Annotated in this window: 18 protein-coding genes; 10 read left to right on the top strand and 8 right to left on the bottom strand. The window is 54.7% G+C overall.

Annotated elements, in window-relative coordinates; translation table 11 throughout:
* Positions 1 to 51: 51 nt before the first annotated feature.
* The 4 genes from fadD to yoaA all read right to left on the bottom strand — a co-directional run bounded on the left by fadD (position 52) and on the right by yoaA (position 5,286).
* Entirely contained in the window at positions 52 to 1,737 is a 1,686-nt protein-coding gene (gene fadD, locus OGV50_RS17015) for a long-chain-fatty-acid--CoA ligase FadD (protein WP_024130268.1), read from the bottom strand.
* Between the two features lie 204 nt (positions 1,738 to 1,941).
* Complete coding sequence (locus tag OGV50_RS17010; protein WP_047463245.1) at positions 1,942 to 2,523, bottom strand: Slp family lipoprotein; 582 nt, start codon at positions 2,521 to 2,523, stop codon at positions 1,942 to 1,944.
* Between the two features lie 99 nt (positions 2,524 to 2,622).
* Positions 2,623 to 3,318: a tRNA (adenosine(37)-N6)-threonylcarbamoyltransferase complex dimerization subunit type 1 TsaB gene (gene tsaB / locus OGV50_RS17005; RefSeq protein WP_012132067.1), complete on the bottom strand. Its 696-nt coding sequence runs from the start codon at positions 3,316 to 3,318 to the stop codon at positions 2,623 to 2,625.
* A 57-nt stretch (positions 3,319 to 3,375) separates the two neighbouring features.
* Positions 3,376 to 5,286 (bottom strand): DNA repair helicase YoaA, encoded by a 1,911-nt coding sequence (gene yoaA / locus OGV50_RS17000; RefSeq protein ID WP_286488646.1) that lies wholly within the window; start codon positions 5,284 to 5,286, stop codon positions 3,376 to 3,378.
* A gap of 129 nt (positions 5,287 to 5,415) precedes the next feature.
* Between yoaA and OGV50_RS16995 the strand changes: the two genes are divergently transcribed.
* Positions 5,416 to 5,760: a RidA family protein gene (locus OGV50_RS16995; RefSeq protein ID WP_200090700.1), complete on the top strand. Its 345-nt coding sequence runs from the start codon at positions 5,416 to 5,418 to the stop codon at positions 5,758 to 5,760.
* Between the two features lie 7 nt (positions 5,761 to 5,767).
* Here the strand turns inward: OGV50_RS16995 and OGV50_RS16990 are convergent, their stop codons facing one another.
* A complete protein-coding gene (locus OGV50_RS16990) occupies positions 5,768 to 5,947 on the bottom strand; it encodes a YoaH family protein (protein WP_012132063.1) in 180 nt (59 codons plus the stop codon).
* Positions 5,948 to 6,019: 72 nt separating this feature from the next.
* Here OGV50_RS16990 and pabB point away from each other — a divergent pair, with 72 nt between their 5' ends.
* The 4 genes from pabB (at position 6,020) to pdeD (ending at position 11,250) form a co-directional block, all read left to right on the top strand.
* Positions 6,020 to 7,381 carry an aminodeoxychorismate synthase component 1 gene (pabB, locus tag OGV50_RS16985; protein ID WP_200090701.1) on the top strand — a complete coding sequence of 454 codons (1,362 nt, stop codon included), beginning with the start codon at positions 6,020 to 6,022 and terminating at the stop codon, positions 7,379 to 7,381.
* A 3-nt stretch (positions 7,382 to 7,384) separates the two neighbouring features.
* On the top strand, positions 7,385 to 7,963 hold the full coding sequence (locus OGV50_RS16980; RefSeq protein ID WP_047463238.1) for a CoA pyrophosphatase: 579 nt from the start codon (positions 7,385 to 7,387) through the stop codon (positions 7,961 to 7,963).
* A 184-nt stretch (positions 7,964 to 8,147) separates the two neighbouring features.
* Entirely contained in the window at positions 8,148 to 9,512 is a 1,365-nt protein-coding gene (gene sdaA / locus OGV50_RS16975) for an L-serine ammonia-lyase (protein ID WP_024130267.1), read from the top strand.
* A gap of 139 nt (positions 9,513 to 9,651) precedes the next feature.
* Positions 9,652 to 11,250, top strand: a complete 1,599-nt coding sequence (gene pdeD / locus OGV50_RS16970) for a cyclic di-3',5'-guanosine monophosphate phosphodiesterase PdeD (RefSeq protein ID WP_200090702.1) — start codon at positions 9,652 to 9,654, stop codon at positions 11,248 to 11,250.
* 26 nt (positions 11,251 to 11,276) lie between these two features.
* Here the strand turns inward: pdeD and yoaE are convergent, their stop codons facing one another.
* Positions 11,277 to 12,836 (bottom strand): CNNM family cation transport protein YoaE, encoded by a 1,560-nt coding sequence (gene yoaE / locus OGV50_RS16965; protein ID WP_200090703.1) that lies wholly within the window; start codon positions 12,834 to 12,836, stop codon positions 11,277 to 11,279.
* Positions 12,824 to 12,964 carry a protein YoaL gene (locus tag OGV50_RS23680; RefSeq protein WP_371320444.1) on the bottom strand — a complete coding sequence of 47 codons (141 nt, stop codon included), beginning with the start codon at positions 12,962 to 12,964 and terminating at the stop codon, positions 12,824 to 12,826. Before OGV50_RS23680 ends, yoaE begins: the two co-directional genes overlap by 13 nt.
* 315 nt (positions 12,965 to 13,279) lie before the next feature.
* Between OGV50_RS23680 and manX the strand changes: the two genes are divergently transcribed.
* From manX to mntP, 5 genes are all read left to right on the top strand, one after another.
* A complete protein-coding gene (gene manX / locus OGV50_RS16960; protein ID WP_047463231.1) occupies positions 13,280 to 14,245 on the top strand; it encodes a PTS mannose transporter subunit IIAB in 966 nt (321 codons plus the stop codon).
* Positions 14,246 to 14,303: 58 nt separating this feature from the next.
* On the top strand, positions 14,304 to 15,104 hold the full coding sequence (manY, locus tag OGV50_RS16955; protein WP_012132054.1) for a PTS mannose transporter subunit IIC: 801 nt from the start codon (positions 14,304 to 14,306) through the stop codon (positions 15,102 to 15,104).
* Between the two features lie 12 nt (positions 15,105 to 15,116).
* Entirely contained in the window at positions 15,117 to 15,968 is an 852-nt protein-coding gene (gene manZ / locus OGV50_RS16950) for a PTS mannose transporter subunit IID (RefSeq protein ID WP_012132053.1), read from the top strand.
* Between the two features lie 55 nt (positions 15,969 to 16,023).
* Positions 16,024 to 16,482, top strand: coding sequence for a DUF986 family protein (locus OGV50_RS16945; RefSeq protein WP_012132052.1), 459 nt, complete (start codon positions 16,024 to 16,026; stop codon positions 16,480 to 16,482).
* Positions 16,483 to 16,903: 421 nt separating this feature from the next.
* Complete coding sequence (mntP, locus tag OGV50_RS16940; RefSeq protein ID WP_115181548.1) at positions 16,904 to 17,470, top strand: manganese efflux pump MntP; 567 nt, start codon at positions 16,904 to 16,906, stop codon at positions 17,468 to 17,470.
* On the opposite strand, the gene rlmA is transcribed toward mntP, so the two are convergent.
* Complete coding sequence (gene rlmA / locus OGV50_RS16935; protein WP_047463228.1) at positions 17,467 to 18,276, bottom strand: 23S rRNA (guanine(745)-N(1))-methyltransferase; 810 nt, start codon at positions 18,274 to 18,276, stop codon at positions 17,467 to 17,469. The genes mntP and rlmA overlap by 4 nt on opposite strands.
* Positions 18,277 to 18,285 lie beyond the last annotated feature (9 nt).

The following is an 18,285-nucleotide window of genomic DNA, read 5'->3' as shown; positions in this document are numbered from 1 at the left end:
TGCGCCAAAAAAAACGCCGGCTTAACCGGCGTCTGGCGACTTGCTTAAAGCTCAGGCTTTATTGTCTACTTTGCCACGCGCTTCGTCACGTAATTCTCGTCGTAAAATTTTTCCGACGTTCGATTTAGGCAGTTCGTCGCGAAACTCCACCAGCTTCGGCACTTTATACCCCGTCAACTGGCGACGACAGAAGGTAATCAATGCCTCGTCGGTCAACGCCGGGTCTTTCTTCACGACAAAGATTTTCACGCTTTCACCGCTGCTGCCCGAAGGTACGCCGACTGCCGCCACTTCCTGAACGCCTGGATGCTGCATCACCACGTCTTCAATTTCATTAGGATAGACGTTAAAGCCGGAAACCAGAATCATATCTTTTTTGCGATCGACGATGCGCAAGAACCCTTCGTCATCAATCACCGCGATATCCCCCGTGTAAAGCCAGCCGTCTTTGACGATTTCATCCGTCGCGTCCGGGCGCTGCCAGTATCCCAGCATCACCTGCGGCCCCTTCACGCACAGCTCGCCAGGCTCGCCTGTCGGCACCTCGTTGCCCTCGTCATCCACCAGTTTTACATCGGTAGAGGGAACGGGCAGCCCGATACTGCCGCTGTGATAATCGATATCATGCGGGTTCACGCTGACCAACGGCGCGCACTCGGTCAGACCGTAGCCTTCAAGCAAATATTGTCCGGTCAGTTTCACCCAACGTTCTGCAACCGCATGCTGTACCGGCATACCGCCGCCAGCAGAAAGGTGCAGCGTAGAGAAGTCCAGTTGCTGGAATTCTTTGTTGTTCAGCAAGGCGTTAAACAGGGTGTTAACGCCGGTCATCGCGGTAAACGGATATTTCGCCAGCTCTTTCACCATGCCCGGAATGTCGCGCGGGTTAGTGATGAGCAGGTTTTGCCCGCCCAGTTCAATAAACAGCAGGCAGTTCATGGTCAACGCAAAAATGTGATACAGCGGCAACGCCGTCACCACCAGCTCTTTCCCCTCATGCAGCAACGGCCCGTAGGTGCCTTTTACCTGCTCCAGGTTTGCCAGCATGTTGCGGTGCGTCAGCATCGCGCCTTTCGCTACGCCGGTTGTACCGCCCGTGTATTGCAGGAACGCCAGATCGTCGGTGACCAGCTCAGGCTTCACGTACTGCATCCGATAACCTGCGTGTAGCGCGCGGCGAAAAGAGATCGCATCCGGCAGGTGATATTTCGGCACCAGACGCTTAATGTATTTCACGACAAAGTTAACCAGCGTACCTTTCGCGGTAGAAAGCTGGTCGCCCATGCGCGTCAGAATTACGTGCTGTACGGACGTTTTATCGACCACTTTTTCCAGCGTGTGGGCAAAGTTAGAGACGATCACGATAGCCGCCGCTCCGCTGTCATTGAGCTGATGCTCAAGCTCACGCGGCGTATACAGCGGGTTGACATTCACGACGATCATCCCGGCGCGCAAAATACCAAACAGCGCGACCGGGTATTGCAGCAGATTCGGCATCATTAGCGCGACGCGGTCGCCTTTTTTGAGGCCCAGTCCTTCCTGCAAATAGGCCGCGAATGCCCGGCTGCGCTCTTCCAGTTTGCGGAAGGTCATCACCTCCCCCATATTGACGAACGCAGGCTGGTCGGCGTAACGCACGACGGCATGTTCAAATAATTCAACCAGGGATTGATAACGGTCAGGATTGATCTCCGCCGGGACATCAGCGGGATATCGGTTAAGCCAAACCTTCTTCAAAGCATCACCTCTAAAATGAGTGTTCGTCGTCATCGCAACCCCAGTTAATAAACAAGTCATTAACATAATATTAACTCAGCGTACCAGTTTATTAATCACTCAACGAAAAGGTTGCGAAGCGCGTCACTATTTATTTTTCTTATGTCCGTATTAATGCAGAAACAGCGGACCAGCCGCTGTTTCTTTTACTGATAAAACAAGGGGTTATTCAGTTACGATCGTTTGAACCTGTGCGGGGCCTGGGTTATACCATCCCCAACCGCCATAGCCGTACGGCCAGCCTCGTCCACCGTAGAACCAGGGATCGATCGGCTGTGGCGGCATGACGATCTGCTGAGTAAGGTGCCAGCGTTTATAGCCCGTTGCCTGCATCAGCATAAACTTATACGGCGTACTGCCGACCTTACCGTCCACCGTGCCGGTAATCGGCCCGACGACCGTCACCAGTTGCCCACGGAAGTCTACCGGGTCAAGGAAGCCGTTCACGTCGGCATAAATCCGCCCTCGCGAAGCCTCACCGAGGATCGGACGCGCGCCGTTATCAAGCGGCACGCTGGCGATTTCCAGCCGCGTTTTTCCCTGCTGGTTTTGCACATCCACCACTTTACCGCCAAAACGCGCTTCCTGGCCGACGTACAGCTGCGGCGCATTCATAACCCGCACCAGATCCTGCTGCGGCGTGGGACTGGAACCTTTGATGGCATCCGGGACGGTAACGCAGCCACTCAACGTTAACGCGACCACTCCCGCCAGAATTCCTTTCATTACCTGTTGTTGAACCGCCATAGTGCGACTCCTTTTTTCTCAGCACATATTCTCGTCATACTTCAAACTACCTGTGTGTAACAGCTACGTTCAAATTATTCAGGGTGATAATACTGAGATTCATTCTTTGCCCGGAAGTTTCTTCCACGCGACGTTGTTACGTAAATAAACCGGTTCGGCCTGTTCAACCGCGACGGTTTTCCCCGCTGCCAGCATCTGACTGGCGAGAGGCAGCATATCCTCCGCCGCCGGAAGCAGAACGTCGCCATCGCGCAAAGCCAGACCGCTGTCTTTACCCAGATCAGGCCATGCAGGCCAGCCTGTGCCAACAGTAGCCCACTCCCCGGAAAGCTGCTTCAACCGTTCGCTAACCAGCCTGGGATTTAACACGGCCTCGGTCTCTTCCCCGTGCCAGACGCCATTTTCATCACGCTGGTATTCCGCCCAGTAGACTTCACCCATACGTGCGTCAATCGCCGCCAGCACGCGCGTCGCGCCGCTTTTACGCCAGGCGCCCTGCGCCATTGTCGCCAGCGTTGAAACGCCAGTCATCGGCAGGTTCGCGCCCAGCGCCAGCCCCTGCGCAATGCCAATGCCAATACGCACGCCGGTAAAACTGCCGGGGCCGCGACCAAACGCCAGCGCGTCGATATCGGTAAGCGTAATGCTGTTGGCGGCCAGGATATCCTGCACCATCGGCAAAATACGTTGGGTATGTTCTCGTGGGCAAAGCTCAAAATGAGCGTTGATATTACCGTCATTCCACAGGGCAACGGAACACGCTTCTGTGGCGGTATCGATAGCCAGAATTCGCATGGGTCTTCGTGCTTAAATCAATAAAATGGCGCGCATCTTACCATACTCCGTAACAAATTACTCGGCCGTTGGTATGGCGAGAAATCTGACGGCGCGGGCGATGTCCCGGGTGCGCGGCGTGGGCGGCAGGCTCGCCAGGAAGGTGGCGCCATACGGTCGCATCACCAGCCGGTTATCACAAATCACCAACACCCCACGATCGTCGGAATCGCGAATCAGACGCCCCACCCCTTGTTTCAGCGTGATGACCGCGTCGGGTAGCTGCACTTCATCAAACGGATCGCCGCCGCGCAGACGACAATCCTCCATCCGCGCTTTCAGCAAGGGATCGTCAGGAGAGGTAAAAGGTAATTTATCGATAATCACCAGCGACAGCGTATCGCCGCGCACATCCACCCCTTCCCAGAAGCTGCTGGTTGCGACCAGTAGCGCATTACCGGCGCTGACGAACTGTTGCAGCAGTTGACCTTTGCTGGTTTCGCCCTGCAACAGGACGGGCAGCGTCATGGTGGCGCGGAACTGTTCCGCCAGATCGCGCATCATGGCATGCGACGTACACAGCATAAAGCAGCGGCCATTGTTGGCTTCGATGATCGGTCTTAACATTGCCGCCAGCTGTCGGGCAGAGCCCGGCTGGTTGGTCTGCGGCAGGTTACGCGGCACGCACAACAGCGCCTGGCGGGTATAGTCGAACGGACTGGGCAACAGCATCGATTCGGCCTGTTCAATGCCCAGCCGCGACGTAAAGTGATGGAGATCGTCGTTCACCGACAACGTGGCAGAGGTAAAAATCCAGCTGCCGGGTTTCTGCGCCATCACCTCTTTGAATTTATCCGCGACCGTAAGCGGAGTGAGCGCCAGCGTGAAATGGCGCGACGTGCATTCGTACCAGTAGCTGTACCCTGGCTGGTTGATCTCTTTTAAGCGTTTCAGCCGCGCGCGATACAAGGTCGCACGCTCGAAAGCGGCATCCAGCAATGCGGAACGCCCCAGAGACAGTTTTGCCACGTCGTAGCAAAGCTCAAGCGTATCGTCGAGCAGCAATAGCGCGCGCTGTACCCGTGGGTCGGCCAGCAGCTCACGTAAATTTCCGCGATAGCCCGGCTCGCCCAGTTGCAGGCGAAAATCCTGCGCACTCTGCGCCAGTCGGTCGGCGCATTTCTGCAACTGCTGGGTATCTTTCAATTCCGTGCGGTAGGCGATGGTAAAATCTTTCGCCAGGTCGAGAAGCTGTCGGCTGGAGAGCGACTGGCCGAAATACTGGCTGGCGATATCAGGAAGCTGGTGGGCCTCATCGAAGATCATCACCTCCGCCTCCGGGATCAGTTCGCCAAACCCACTCTCTTTGACCACCATATCCGCGAGGAAAAGATGGTGGTTGACGACAACCACATCGGCGTCCATCGCCTTTTTACGCGCTTTAACCACAAAACAGTCTTTATACAGCGGGCAGTCGCTGCCCAGACAGTTGTCATTGGTGCTGGTGACCAGTGGCCACGCCTGCGAGTCTTCCGCTACGCTGACGCAGGTACTGATGTCGCCGTCTTCGGTCTGATTCGACCACGAACGCAGCAAAATCACATCGCTTAAAATTTGTACCGGCAAATCGCCGCCCGCCAGCGCTTGCTGTTCGAGACGTTCCAGACAAAGATAGTTAGAGCGCCCTTTCAACAGCGCCAGTTTACCGCTGAATTTGAGGGCGTTTGAGACGGTGGGAAGATCGCGACTGTAGAGCTGATCCTGCAACGCTTTCGATCCCGTCGAGATGATCACTTTTTTTCCGGCGCGTAACGCCGGCGCGAGGTAGGCATAGGTTTTGCCTGTCCCCGTCCCGGCTTCGACAACAAGCGGTTGTGATTTTTCAATAGCATGCGTGACGGCAACGGCCATCTGCCGCTGTGGTTCGCGCGGTTTAAATCCCGGTATCGCTTTAGCCAACTGACCGTCTGCTGCAAAATCGTCCGTCACACTACCCCCTGTTGATTTGAACAGGGATTATGTCAGGACGCCGTCGCTTACGCCAGTTGAAGAGGTGACGGCAACGCAACATTATGGCAGTCTTGCCGCGTCGAACGGAAAGTTAACGAGGAATGATTTATGACTATCATACGTATTGATGCCGAAGATCGTTGGTCTGATGTAGTAATCCATAACAACACGCTTTATTACACCGGTGTGCCGGAAAACCTCGACGCCGATGCGTTTGAACAGACCGCCAACACGCTGGCGCAAATTGATGCGGTGCTGGAAAAACAGGGCACCCGTAAGTCACGTATTCTTGATGCCACTATTTTCCTGGCCGATAAAAGCGATTTTGCCGCCATGAACAAAGCCTGGGACGCGTGGGTCGTTGCCGGTCACGCGCCGGTACGCTGCACGGTGCAAGCCGGGCTGATGAACCCGAAATACAGAGTTGAGATCAAGATTATCGCCGCAGTGTAACGCGACGTTATTCGTCCTCATCCTCAAAACGCGCCACGATCCGCTCGCCGGTATGGGTGGCGCGCAGTTCATCCGCCACCTGCGCGATTGCCTGTCCGCTGCTCATTCCTTGCGACATCAGTTCCTGAATGCGCTCTACCGCTTTTTGTTGCTGCTCGTGGCTGAGTGAAGGTAAACCTGCAAACATTGTTAACTCCTGCTAAATTGTCTGCGCTAATTATTTCATGCTACCCGGCACATAGCCAGTAGACCAGGACCGATGAAGACATTATCACCCGCTGTTATTATTTTACCGTGGCGCCCGGACGCCGCCGAGTACTATTTTGCCCCGCTGAGCCATCAGCCCTGGGCCATGCTGCTGCATTCCGGCCATGCTGAACATCCGCATAATCGTTTTGATATTCTGGTGGCCGACCCCGTGGCAACGCTGTCGACACACGGCGAAGAGACCCGCGTGCGCGATAAGCATGGCACGACCACGACCGCCGACGATCCCATGACCGTGTTGCAGGCGGCGCTGGCGTCTGCGGGCATCCAGCCGCCATATGACCCCAATCTGCCGTTTCAGGGCGGCGCGCTGGGGCTGTTAGGTTACGACCTTGGCCGCCGTTTTGAATCCCTGCCCACGCTCGCACAGCGCGATATCACCCTGCCGGATATGGCGATCGGCATTTACGACTGGGCCTTAATCGTCGATCATCGCAGACAGACCGTCTCTCTGCTGAGCCATACCGATGTTCACGCTCGCCTTGAGTGGCTGGCGCGCCAGCAGACGCCGGTGCGAAAGCCCTTCGCGTTGACCTCCGCATGGCAATCAAACATGACCCGCGCGCAGTATGGTGAAAAATTCCGCCAGGTGCAGGACTGGCTGCACAGCGGCGACTGTTATCAGGTTAACCTCGCCCAGCGTTTTCAGGCTGACTATCAGGGAGATGAATGGCTGGCCTTCGTGCGGCTTAATCACGCTAACCGCGCCCCGTTCAGCGCGTTTTTGCGCCTGGAGGACGGTGCGATTCTGAGCCTTTCTCCCGAGCGCTTTATTCAGTCCGAAGAGGGTCACATTCAGACTCGCCCAATCAAAGGCACCCTTCCCCGTCTGGACGACCCGCAGGCGGATCGCCAGCAGGCGCTAACGCTCGCGATGTCGGCAAAAGACCGCGCAGAAAACCTGATGATTGTCGATTTGATGCGTAACGACGTCGGCCGCGTTGCCGTTCCGGGGTCGGTCAAGGTTCCCGAGCTGTTTGTGGTTGAACCCTTCCCGGCGGTACATCATCTTGTCAGTACCATTACCGCCCGTTTGCCCGATAATTTACATGCCACCGATCTGCTGCGCGCCGCTTTTCCTGGCGGTTCGATTACCGGCGCGCCAAAAGTCCGGGCGATGGAGATCATTGACGCGCTGGAGCCGCACAGACGCAACGCCTGGTGCGGCAGCATCGGCTACCTGAGTTTTTGCGGCAACATGGACACCAGCATCACGATCCGCACGCTTACCGCTGTAGACGGGCATCTCTATTGCTCTGCGGGCGGCGGCATCGTAGCGGACAGCCAGGAGGACGCGGAATATCAGGAGACGTTTGATAAAGTGAATCGAATTTTGCAGCAACTGGAGAACTGAATCGTGGAAAACAGCAGCCTGACCCTTGATGATTTTTTATCGCGCTTTCAACTTTTGCGCCCGCAGGTAAATGGTGAGACGTTAAACCATCGTCAGGCTGCCGTGCTGATCCCGGTGGTTCGCCGCGCCCGGCCGGGTCTATTGCTGACTCAGCGTTCAGCGCGTCTGCGCAAACACGCCGGTCAGGTCGCGTTCCCCGGCGGCGCCGTTGACAGCAGCGATGCGTCGCTGATTGCCGCTGCGCTGCGTGAAGCGCAGGAAGAGGTGGCGATCCCGCCGGAATCCGTTGAAGTGATTGGCGTGCTGCCGCCCGTAGACAGCGTCACGGGTTTTCAGGTTACGCCGGTGGTCGGCATTATTCCCCCGAATCTGCATTATCACGCCAGCGAAGATGAGGTGGCCTCTGTTTTTGAGATGCCGCTTTCAGAGGCTCTGCGTCTGGGGCGTTATCATCCGCTGGATATTTATCGACGCGGCGATTCACATCGCGTATGGCTTTCGTGGTATGAGCATTATTTCGTCTGGGGAATGACCGCCGGAATAATTCGTGAGCTGGCGCTGCAAATTGGCGTGAGACCCTGACTATACTTATCTTTACACGCGCAGAACACAACTTGAGATTCCCGTCCCAACATTAGTAAATACGTGGTTATCCATTAGTTTAATTCATGTGAATAGTTAAGCCGATCGCCGCGTTCCCTCTTACACTATGCGCAGTTATTACATCGTAACCGGGAAGCCCGGTCACCCTGTCAGGAGTATTATCGTGATTAGTCTATTCGACATGTTTAAGGTGGGGATTGGTCCCTCATCCTCCCATACTGTAGGGCCTATGAAGGCGGGTAAACAGTTCGTCGATGACCTGGTCGAAAAAGGATTACTGGATAGCGTTACTCGTGTCGCCGTCGACGTGTATGGTTCACTGTCGCTCACGGGTAAAGGTCACCACACCGATATCGCCATTATTATGGGTCTGGCGGGTAACGAACCTGCCACTGTGGATATTGACAGCATCCCTGGTTTTATTCGCGACGTTGAAGCGCGCGGTCGCCTGTTACTGGCGCAGGGCCAGCACGAAGTGGATTTTCCCCAGGATAACGGGATGCGTTTTCACAATGGCAACCTGCCATTGCATGAAAATGGAATGCAGATCCACGCGTACAATGGCGAAACCGTCATTTATAGCAAAACGTATTATTCCATCGGCGGCGGCTTTATTGTCGATGAAGAGCATTTTGGTCAGGACGCAGCCAATGAGGTCAGCGTCCCTTATCCGTTTAAATCGGCGACCGAAATGCTGGAATATTGCAACAGCACCGGTCTGTCGCTCTCCGGGATGGTGATGCAGAACGAACTGGCGCTGCACAGCAAAAAGGAAATCGAAGAGTATTTCGCCAACGTCTGGCAGACCATGCAGGCGTGTATCGATCGCGGGATGAATACCGAAGGGGTTCTGCCGGGGCCGCTGCGCGTTCCGCGTCGTGCTTCCGCACTGCGTCGCATGCTGGTTTCCAGCGATAAACTGTCCAGCGACCCGATGAACGTCATTGACTGGGTCAATATGTTTGCGCTGGCGGTAAACGAAGAAAACGCCGCGGGCGGGCGTGTCGTTACGGCGCCGACCAACGGCGCTTGCGGGATCGTGCCTGCGGTGCTGGCTTACTATGACCACTTCATTGAACCCGTCAGCCCGGATATCTACACCCGTTACTTCCTGGCCGCTGGCGCTATCGGCGCGCTGTACAAAATGAACGCCTCGATTTCCGGCGCCGAAGTCGGCTGCCAGGGAGAAGTCGGCGTCGCCTGCTCAATGGCGGCGGCAGGACTGGCAGAGCTGCTTGGGGCCAGCCCGGAGCAGGTGTGCGTCGCCGCTGAAATCGGCATGGAGCACAACCTGGGGCTGACCTGTGACCCGGTTGCCGGTCAGGTTCAGGTGCCGTGTATCGAGCGTAACGCGATTGCTTCGGTAAAAGCGATCAACGCAGCGCGTATGGCAATGCGCCGTACCAGCGCCCCGCGCGTCTCGCTGGATAAAGTCATTGAGACCATGTACGAAACCGGCAAGGACATGAACGCGAAATACCGCGAAACATCACGCGGCGGACTGGCGATTAAAGTCCAGTGTGATTAACAAAACATAGCCTGCCACTTCGCCCATCTCCCACTGATGGGCGAATTTTTCTCATCAATCTCGTCTGCGGTAAATTTCCCCACTACACTTGCTGTGTTGCAATTGGCTTTTGTGACCAACGGCTTATCAGGCGGCCCGCATGCAAACAGCACAACGGATCATTAAAAATTATCGCCGCAATCGTTTCATCGTCTGCACGGTCTGTGCGCTGATCACGCTTATCCTCACATTGAGTGTCCGATTTATTTCGGAGCGAAATATAAATCAGCATCGCACCGAAACGTTCGCCGCTCACGCCGTAGAGACGCTGGATGAAGTGCTCCGCCCTCTACAGGCAGGGCGCAATCTCCTGCTGCCCCTGGTAGGACAACCCTGCCCGGCCGCGCATTTTCCCTTGCGTAAGCAGGTCGCCAGACTGCAAACCGTGCGTTCCATTGGTCTGGTTCAGAACGGTATTCTCTACTGCTCCAGTATCTTTGGCTCACGCGACGTGCCGATTCACCAGCTACAACCCGATCTGCCCGCGCCGAATAACCTGTTGCTGCTGTCTACCGATCAGTCCCTGCTCAAAGACAGCCCGATTCTGATTCAGTGGTATCCGTCATCGCCTGATGGCAAAAACGGGCTCTTTGAGATCGTCAATATTGATCTTCTGGCGATGATGCTGCTTGAACCGCAACAGCCGCAGATCGCCAGCGCAAGCCTGACGGTCGGCAACCGCCACTTACTCTATGGTCAGGGGGTGGTGGAGGCGCTACCCGCCCTGAACGGTGAAAAACGTTATCAGCGCGCATCCCAGCACTTCCCCTTCACCATCAGCGTGACGGGGCCCGGCGCTGGCGAGCTGGCGCTACGCCATCTGCCGACGCAGCTGCCGCTGGCGGTGATGCTGAGTTTACTGGTGGGATATCTTGCCTGGCTGGCAACGGCCAGCAGAATGAGTTTTTCATGGGAGATCAATCTCGCCCTTGCCGCCCGTGAATTTGAACTGTTTTGCCAGCCGCTGTTAAATGCCCGTACGCAGCAATGCGTGGGGGTTGAGATCCTGCTGCGCTGGAATAACCCGCGACAGGGATGGATTTCTCCCGATGTTTTTATCCCTATCGCTGAAGAACACAACCTGATCGCCCCCCTTACCCGCTATGTCATTGCGGAAACCATTCGGCAGCGGCATTTCTTCCCGATGAACAGCCAGTTCCATATCGGCATCAACGTTGCGGCCAGCCATTTTCGTCATGGCATGCTATTAAAAGATCTCAATCATTACTGGTTCAGCGCCCATCCTGTTCAGCAACTTGTGCTTGAGCTGACGGAACGGGACGCCTTACTGGACGTCGATTATCGGCTGATGCGTGAACTCCACCGCAAAGGGGTGAAGCTCGCCATTGATGACTTTGGCACCGGCAACAGCTCGCTGTCATGGCTGGAGAAATTGCGCCCGGACGTGCTGAAGATCGACAAATCATTTACCGCGGCGATCGGTACTGATGCGGTGAACTCCACGGTGACCGATATCATCATCGCGCTGGGGCAAAGACTGAATATTGAACTGGTAGCGGAAGGCGTTGAAACGCGAGAGCAGGCGCAATATTTGCGGGGACACGGCGTTCAGGCGTTGCAGGGATTTCTGTTCGCAAGACCTATGCCGCTTCACGATTTTCCTCAGTGGCTGGCGGGTAGCGCACCGCCGCCCGCCCGGCATAACGGACACATGACGCCCGTTATGCCGTTTCGTTAGATCCCGGTTTTACCGGGGAACGGCGCTTATTCGTCTTCGTGGTGAGCAGGTTGTTCTTTAACAATACGAACCAAATCAACACGGTAGTCGTTCGCTTCGACAATCGTGATATGAAGCGGCGCAACGTCGATAACATCGCCCACCTGCGGGATATGACCGTTTACGGCGATAACCAATCCTGCGACGGTGGCGATGTCTTCCTCGTCGTTCACCAGGTTATCGACATCCAGCGCCTGTTGCAGGGCATGCAGATCCGTTCCCCCCTTCACCAGCCAGCCGCCCGCTTCGGTAATGATCTCTGGCGTTTCGTCGGCATCCGGGAACTCACCGGCAATCGCTTCCAGCACGTCCAGCGGCGTAACCAGCCCCTGCACGACGCCAAACTCATTGGTGACGATGACGAAGCTGCCGCGAGCGCGACGCAGGACGCCCAGCAGATTAATCGGGTCCAGCGTTTCCGGGACGACAATCGCTGGTGATTCCGAAGCAATCGCGGCCACATCCACGTCTTCTTCCAGCGCCACCAGCAGTTCTTTCGCGCGAACAATACCGATGATCTCATCCAGTTCGCCGCGACACACCGGGAACAGGCTGTGCGGAGAAGAGAGTAACTGTTCGCGGATTTCATCCACGCTCAGGTCAGCATCCACCCAGCTGATTTCACCGCGAGGCGTCATGATGCCGCGCAGCGAACGGGACGCCAGGGTCAGCACGCCGTTGATCATATAACGCTCTTCTTCAGCAAACGCGCCTTCAGGTACAGGCACCGTCGCCGGGCTGTCAGACTCGTGCTGCGCGCTCGCCTGACGTTTACCGCCCATCAGTCGCAGGATAGCGTCTGCGGTGCGTGCACGCAGCGGTAACGTTGACTGATGGCGAATAAAGTTACGACGCGCAATCTGGTTGAACAATTCGATGACGATTGAGAAACCGATAGCAGCGTACAGATACCCTTTCGGAATATGGAAGCCAAAACCTTCCGCCACCAGGCTCAGACCGATCATCAACAGGAAGCTCAGACAGAGCACTACAACCGTCGGATGCTGGTTGACGAAACGGGTAAGCGGCTTAGACGCCAGCAGCATCACCGCCATCGCAATCACCACGGCAGCCATCATCACCGGCAGATGGTTAACCATACCCACGGCGGTAATCACCGCGTCAAGGGAGAAGACGGCATCAAGGATAACGATCTGCGTTACCACGACCCAGAAACTCGCATAGCCTTTGCCGTGCCCCGAGTCATGCTCGCGGTTTTCCAGGCGCTCATGCAGCTCCGTCGTGGCCTTAAACAGGAGGAAGAGACCCCCGATGAGCATGATCAGATCGCGCCCTGAGAAGGTGAGATCCCAGACGGTAAAGAGCGGTTTCGTTAAGGTCACCATCCACGAAATGATGGACAGCAGGACCAGGCGCATCACCAGCGCCAGCGACAAACCGATAAGACGCGCCTTATCACGCTGCTTTGGCGGCAGCTTGTCAGCCAGAATCGCGATAAAGACCAGGTTATCAATACCCAGAACAATTTCGAGGATAACAAGCGTGAGCAAACCCGCCCAGATTGAGGGGTCCATTAAGAATTCCATGACAAGCTCCTGCTTAAGGAATAGCGAACAGGCGAGAAAGCAATATGCGAATTAAGGTTGCGGCCAAAAGAGCCAGACAGACAGGCCTGATACGGCCTCAAAGTGAAATGACGTCGGTGACGATCCATACGGCGGGCTACTGCCCTATACTCCTTACTAATTAAACGGAAGCTAAACATAACAGAGACAATGTCTTTTTGGCAAAGATTTACCTTCCTTTGCAATGAGATGTTACAGGGATATTTTACACTACGAAATTTCTCTGATGTGAAAGCTAAATTGCGGATCTTCATCACATAAAATATTTTTTTCGCTATCTAAAATAATTCCCGGAAATAACTGTTTTTTCATTATAACCCTTATCTGAATCGATTCGAGTGCGGACGGCGATTCAAAATACATCTGTCACGTTGATGTGTTAACGATAATAAAGGAGGTAGCAAGTGACCATTGCTATTGTTATAGGCACACATGGTTGGGCTGCAGAGCAGTTACTTAAAACAGCAGAAATGCTGTTAGGCGAGCAGGAAAACGTCGGCTGGATCGATTTCGTTCCAGGCGAAAATGCCGAAACGCTGATTGAAAAGTACAACGCTCAGTTGGCAAAACTCGATACCAGCAAAGGCGTGCTGTTTCTCGTTGATACATGGGGAGGCAGTCCATTTAATGCTGCCAGCCGTATTGTCGTCGACAAAGAGCACTATGAAGTCATTGCTGGCGTCAATATTCCGATGCTGGTGGAAACGTTCATGGCCCGCGATGACAATCCGAGCTTTGACGAATTAGTCGCTCTGGCGGTAGAAACCGGTCGTGAAGGCGTGAAAGCGCTGAAAGCGAAACCGGTTGAAAAAGCCGCTCCGGCGCCGGTTGCTGCGCCAAAAGCGGCGGCGCCCGCTAAACCAATGGGACCCAACGATTACATGGTAATCGGTCTCGCCCGTATTGATGACCGTTTGATTCACGGCCAGGTCGCCACCCGCTGGACCAAAGAGACCAACGTCACCCGCATCATCGTCGTGAGTGATGAAGTAGCGGCGGACACCGTACGTAAAACGCTGTTAACACAGGTGGCACCTCCGGGCGTAACGGCGCATGTGGTAGACGTTGCCAAGATGATTCGTGTCTACAACAACCCGAAATACGCAGGCGAACGTGTGATGCTGCTGTTCACCAACCCTACCGATGTGGAACGTATCGTTGAAGGCGGCGTGAAAGTGACTTCCGTAAACATTGGCGGTATGGCTTTCCGTCAGGGTAAAACGCAGGTTAATAACGCCGTTTCCGTCGACGAGACCGATATCGACGCCTTTAAAAAGCTCAACGAACGCGGTATCGAGCTTGAGGTTCGTAAAGTTTCCACCGATCAGAAACTGAAAATGATGGATTTGATTGCCAAAGTGGCGAAATAACCACCCGGCATTTAATTAGCATTCACACTTAAGTCTGTATAGCAATAGGAGAAGTACAATGGAGATTACCACTCTTCAGATTGTGCTGGTGTTCATCGTCGCATGTATCGCGGGTATGGAGTCGGTACTTGATGAATTTCAGTTCCACCGTCCATTGGTGGCCTGTACGCTAATCGGTGCCGTTCTTGGGGACATGAAAACCGGTATTATCATCGGTGGTACCCTGGAAATGATCGCGCTTGGCTGGATGAACATCGGTGCTGCCGTTGCGCCTGATGCCGCGCTGGCTTCCATTATTTCAACCGTGCTGGTTATCGCCGGTCATCAAGGCATTGGCGCAGGTATCGCGCTGGCGATTCCACTGGCGGCCGCAGGTCAGGTGCTGACCATCATCGTACGTACCATCACCGTGGCATTCCAGCACGCGGCGGATAAAGCGGCCGATAGCGGCAACCTGACGGCACTGTCCTGGATCCACGTATCCTCCCTGTTCCTACAGGCAATGCGTATCGCGATTCCGGCGGTTATCGTGGCGATTTCTGTCGGCACCAGCGAAGTTCAGGGCATGCTGAATGCGATCCCGGAAGTCGTGACCAGCGGTCTGAACATCGCCGGCGGCATGATCGTGGTTGTCGGTTACGCAATGGTCATCAACATGATGCGTGCGGGCTATCTGATGCCGTTCTTCTACCTCGGCTTCGTCACTGCGGCATTCACTAACTTCAACCTGGTTGCTCTGGGCGTAATTGGCGCGGTAATGGCCATCCTCTACATCCAACTGAGCCCGAAATATAACCGCGTAGCCGGTGCGCCAGCTCAGGCTGCTGGTAACAACGATCTCGATAACGAACTGGACTAACAGGTGAACGAAATGGTTGATATGACTAAAACTACCACTGAGAAAAAACTCACTCCGAGTGATATTCGTGGCGTGTTCATCCGTTCTAACCTGTTCCAGGGGTCATGGAACTTCGAACGTATGCAGGCGCTGGGCTTCTGCTTCTCCATGGTGCCGGCGATCAAACGCCTGTACCCGGAAAACAACGACGCGCGTAAACAGGCGATCAGACGTCACCTGGAGTTCTTCAACACCCATCCTTACGTTGCCGCTCCGGTACTGGGCGTTACGCTGGCGATGGAAGAACAGCGCGCCAACGGCGCGGAGATCGACGATGGTGCCATCAACGGTATCAAAGTTGGTCTGATGGGGCCGCTGGCAGGCGTGGGCGACCCGATCTTCTGGGGTACGGTTCGTCCGGTATTCGCCGCGCTGGGCGCGGGTATCGCGATGAGCGGCAGCCTGCTGGGGCCGTTGCTGTTCTTTATTCTGTTTAACCTGGTGCGTCTGGCGACCCGTTACTACGGCGTGGCTTACGGCTACCGTAAAGGCGTCGATATCGTTAAGGATATGGGCGGCGGCTTCCTGCAAAAACTGACTGAGGGGGCGTCAATCCTCGGCCTGTTTGTCATGGGAGCGCTGGTTAACAAGTGGACGCACGTCAATATTCCGCTGGTGGTATCACGCATCACTGACCAGACGGGTAAAGAAAACGTCACCACCGTGCAGACCATTCTCGATCAGTTGATGCCGGGTCTGGTTCCGCTGCTGCTGACCTTCGCCTGCATGTGGCTGTTGCGTAAGAAAGTGAACCCGCTGTGGATCATCGTTGGCTTCTTCGTCATCGGTATCGCCGGTTACGCGTGCGGCCTGCTGGGCCTGTAATTCTGTTGTACACTACCGGGGCCCTTTGGCCCCGGTTTTTTTATCTGGAGGATTAATGACTGTCACGGACCTGGTGCTGGTTCTTTTTATTGTCGCGTTACTGGCTTACGCCATTTACGATCAGTTCATCATGCCCCGCCGTAACGGCCCCACTCTGCTTGCAGTGCCTCTGCTGCGTCGTGGTCGTGTTGATAGCGTTATCTTCGTCGGCCTGGTCGCCATTCTTATCTACAACAACGTTACCAGTCACGGCGCGCAAATTACCACATGGTTATTATGTGCACTGGCGCTGATGGGGTTTTATATTTTTTGGGTTCGCGCCCCCAGGATCATCTTCAAACAGAAAGGTTTTTTCTTCGCCAATGTCTGGATAGAATATAACCGTATTAAAGAGATGAATTTATCGGAAGATGGCGTACTGGTGATGCAATTAGAACAACGGCGCCTGCTTATTCGCGTACGAAATATCGACGATCTGGAAAGAATATATAAGCTTCTTGTTTCATCTCAATGAGTTACAGATATAGCCTGAACTATGTTTTAAGTATATTCGCGAACAAAAAAACATAGCTAAGGCTATATTCATCCCGCCTGATTTGTTATTTATTTTAACGTTTTATTGATAATTAAATCTAAATGAAAATCGTTTTCAATTAGAAGTCAAATAATATTTCTCCATTGTTGTTTTATATTCTCAAAATATGTTAATGTTGCGCCGTCATTTGGGGAGTAGCCGATTTCCAGACTCAGGAAATGTACGTGTCAACATACTCGTTGAAAAACGTGGCGCGTACGGACTGATATCACTCTATTTTCAGTCAGGCGAGACCATATGCACATCAACTGCTATGCATAGCTTATGAACGCCATGTTCAGGTATGCATGTTCGCTGGGGGCAGTGATGTGTTTTATGGAACCCCGGTCAGGACGCTGTTATGAATATCACCGCAACTGTTCTTCTCGCTTTCGGCATGTCAATGGATGCTTTCGCGGCATCGATTGGTAAAGGCGCCACGCTACACAAACCTAAATTCTCCGAAGCCCTGCGCACCGGCCTTATTTTCGGCGCGGTTGAAACGATCACCCCGTTGATTGGCTGGGGGCTGGGCATGCTGGCCAGTAAATTCGTGCTGGAATGGAATCACTGGGTTGCGTTCATCCTGCTGGTGTTTCTGGGGATTCGTATGATTATCGAAGGCGTTCGTGGCGGTAATGACGAAGATGACGAGCCGTTACGCCGCCACAGTTTTTGGCTGCTGGTCACTACCGCTATCGCCACCAGCCTGGATGCAATGGCCGTTGGCGTCGGTCTGGCGTTCTTGCAGGTGAACATTATTGCGACCGCGCTGGCTATCGGCTGTGCCACGTTAATCATGTCCACGCTGGGCATCATGGTGGGGCGCTTTATCGGCCCGCTGCTCGGCAAACGGGCGGAAATTCTTGGCGGGGCTGTACTTATCGGTATCGGCGCCCAGATCCTCTGGACACACTTCCACGGTTAACGCTCACGTTGCCAGATGTGAAGGCTGAAATCCGTCTGGCAATCAAACTGCTGGCAAGCCGCCAGCCGCTCCCATACGTCAGGTTTTGCACGCCAGGCGAAAGGCGTCATCTGGAGCAAAGCAACGGCCTCATTACCGCTCAACCGCATCTCATACCCTAACGCCATGCTTTGCTGCAACGTAAACCCTTCAAGCTGCTCAGTATGCGGGGCATGTAAGCGCACTTCATCATAGATCAGCCCTTTTAGCGCCATCAGATGGCGCGGCCCCGGCGTAGCGGTGATTACCCAACCACCCGGTTTTACCACTCGCGCTAACTCTTCAGCCTTACAGGGGGCATAAATCCTGACAATCGCATCCATAGAGGCGTCGGCGAAAGGCAGACGATGGCTTGACGCCACACAAAACGTCACCTGCGGATAACGTTTCGCCGCCGCTTTAATGGCGACTTTCGCGACATCCAGACCAAATGTGGTGCCTGACGCCAGCGTTTCGGCGAAGGCATGTGTGTAATACCCTTCACCGCAGCCGATATCCAGAATCGACGTTGCATTCTCGTCCAGCCGTTCGGCAAGTATCCTGACGATGGCATCGCGCAACGGCTGATAATGCCCGGCATCAAGGAATGCCCGACGCGCCTGCATCATTTCGGCGCTGTCGCCCGGGTCCCGTGACCGTTTATGCTGCACGGGCAACAGGTTGACGTATCCCTCTTTCGCCACATCAAACTGATGCCGTTGTGGGCAGATAAAACTGTTTTTCACCTGCGCAAGTGGCTGATGACAAAGGGGACAAGAAAACGACATGACAACTCC

It is taken from the genome of Citrobacter sp. CK180 (genome assembly GCF_030333655.1).
GTDB lineage: Bacteria > Pseudomonadota > Gammaproteobacteria > Enterobacterales > Enterobacteriaceae > Citrobacter_B > Citrobacter_B koseri.
Note: the sequence above shows the minus strand (reverse complement) of the source record. Positions and strands in the feature narration are given on the sequence as shown.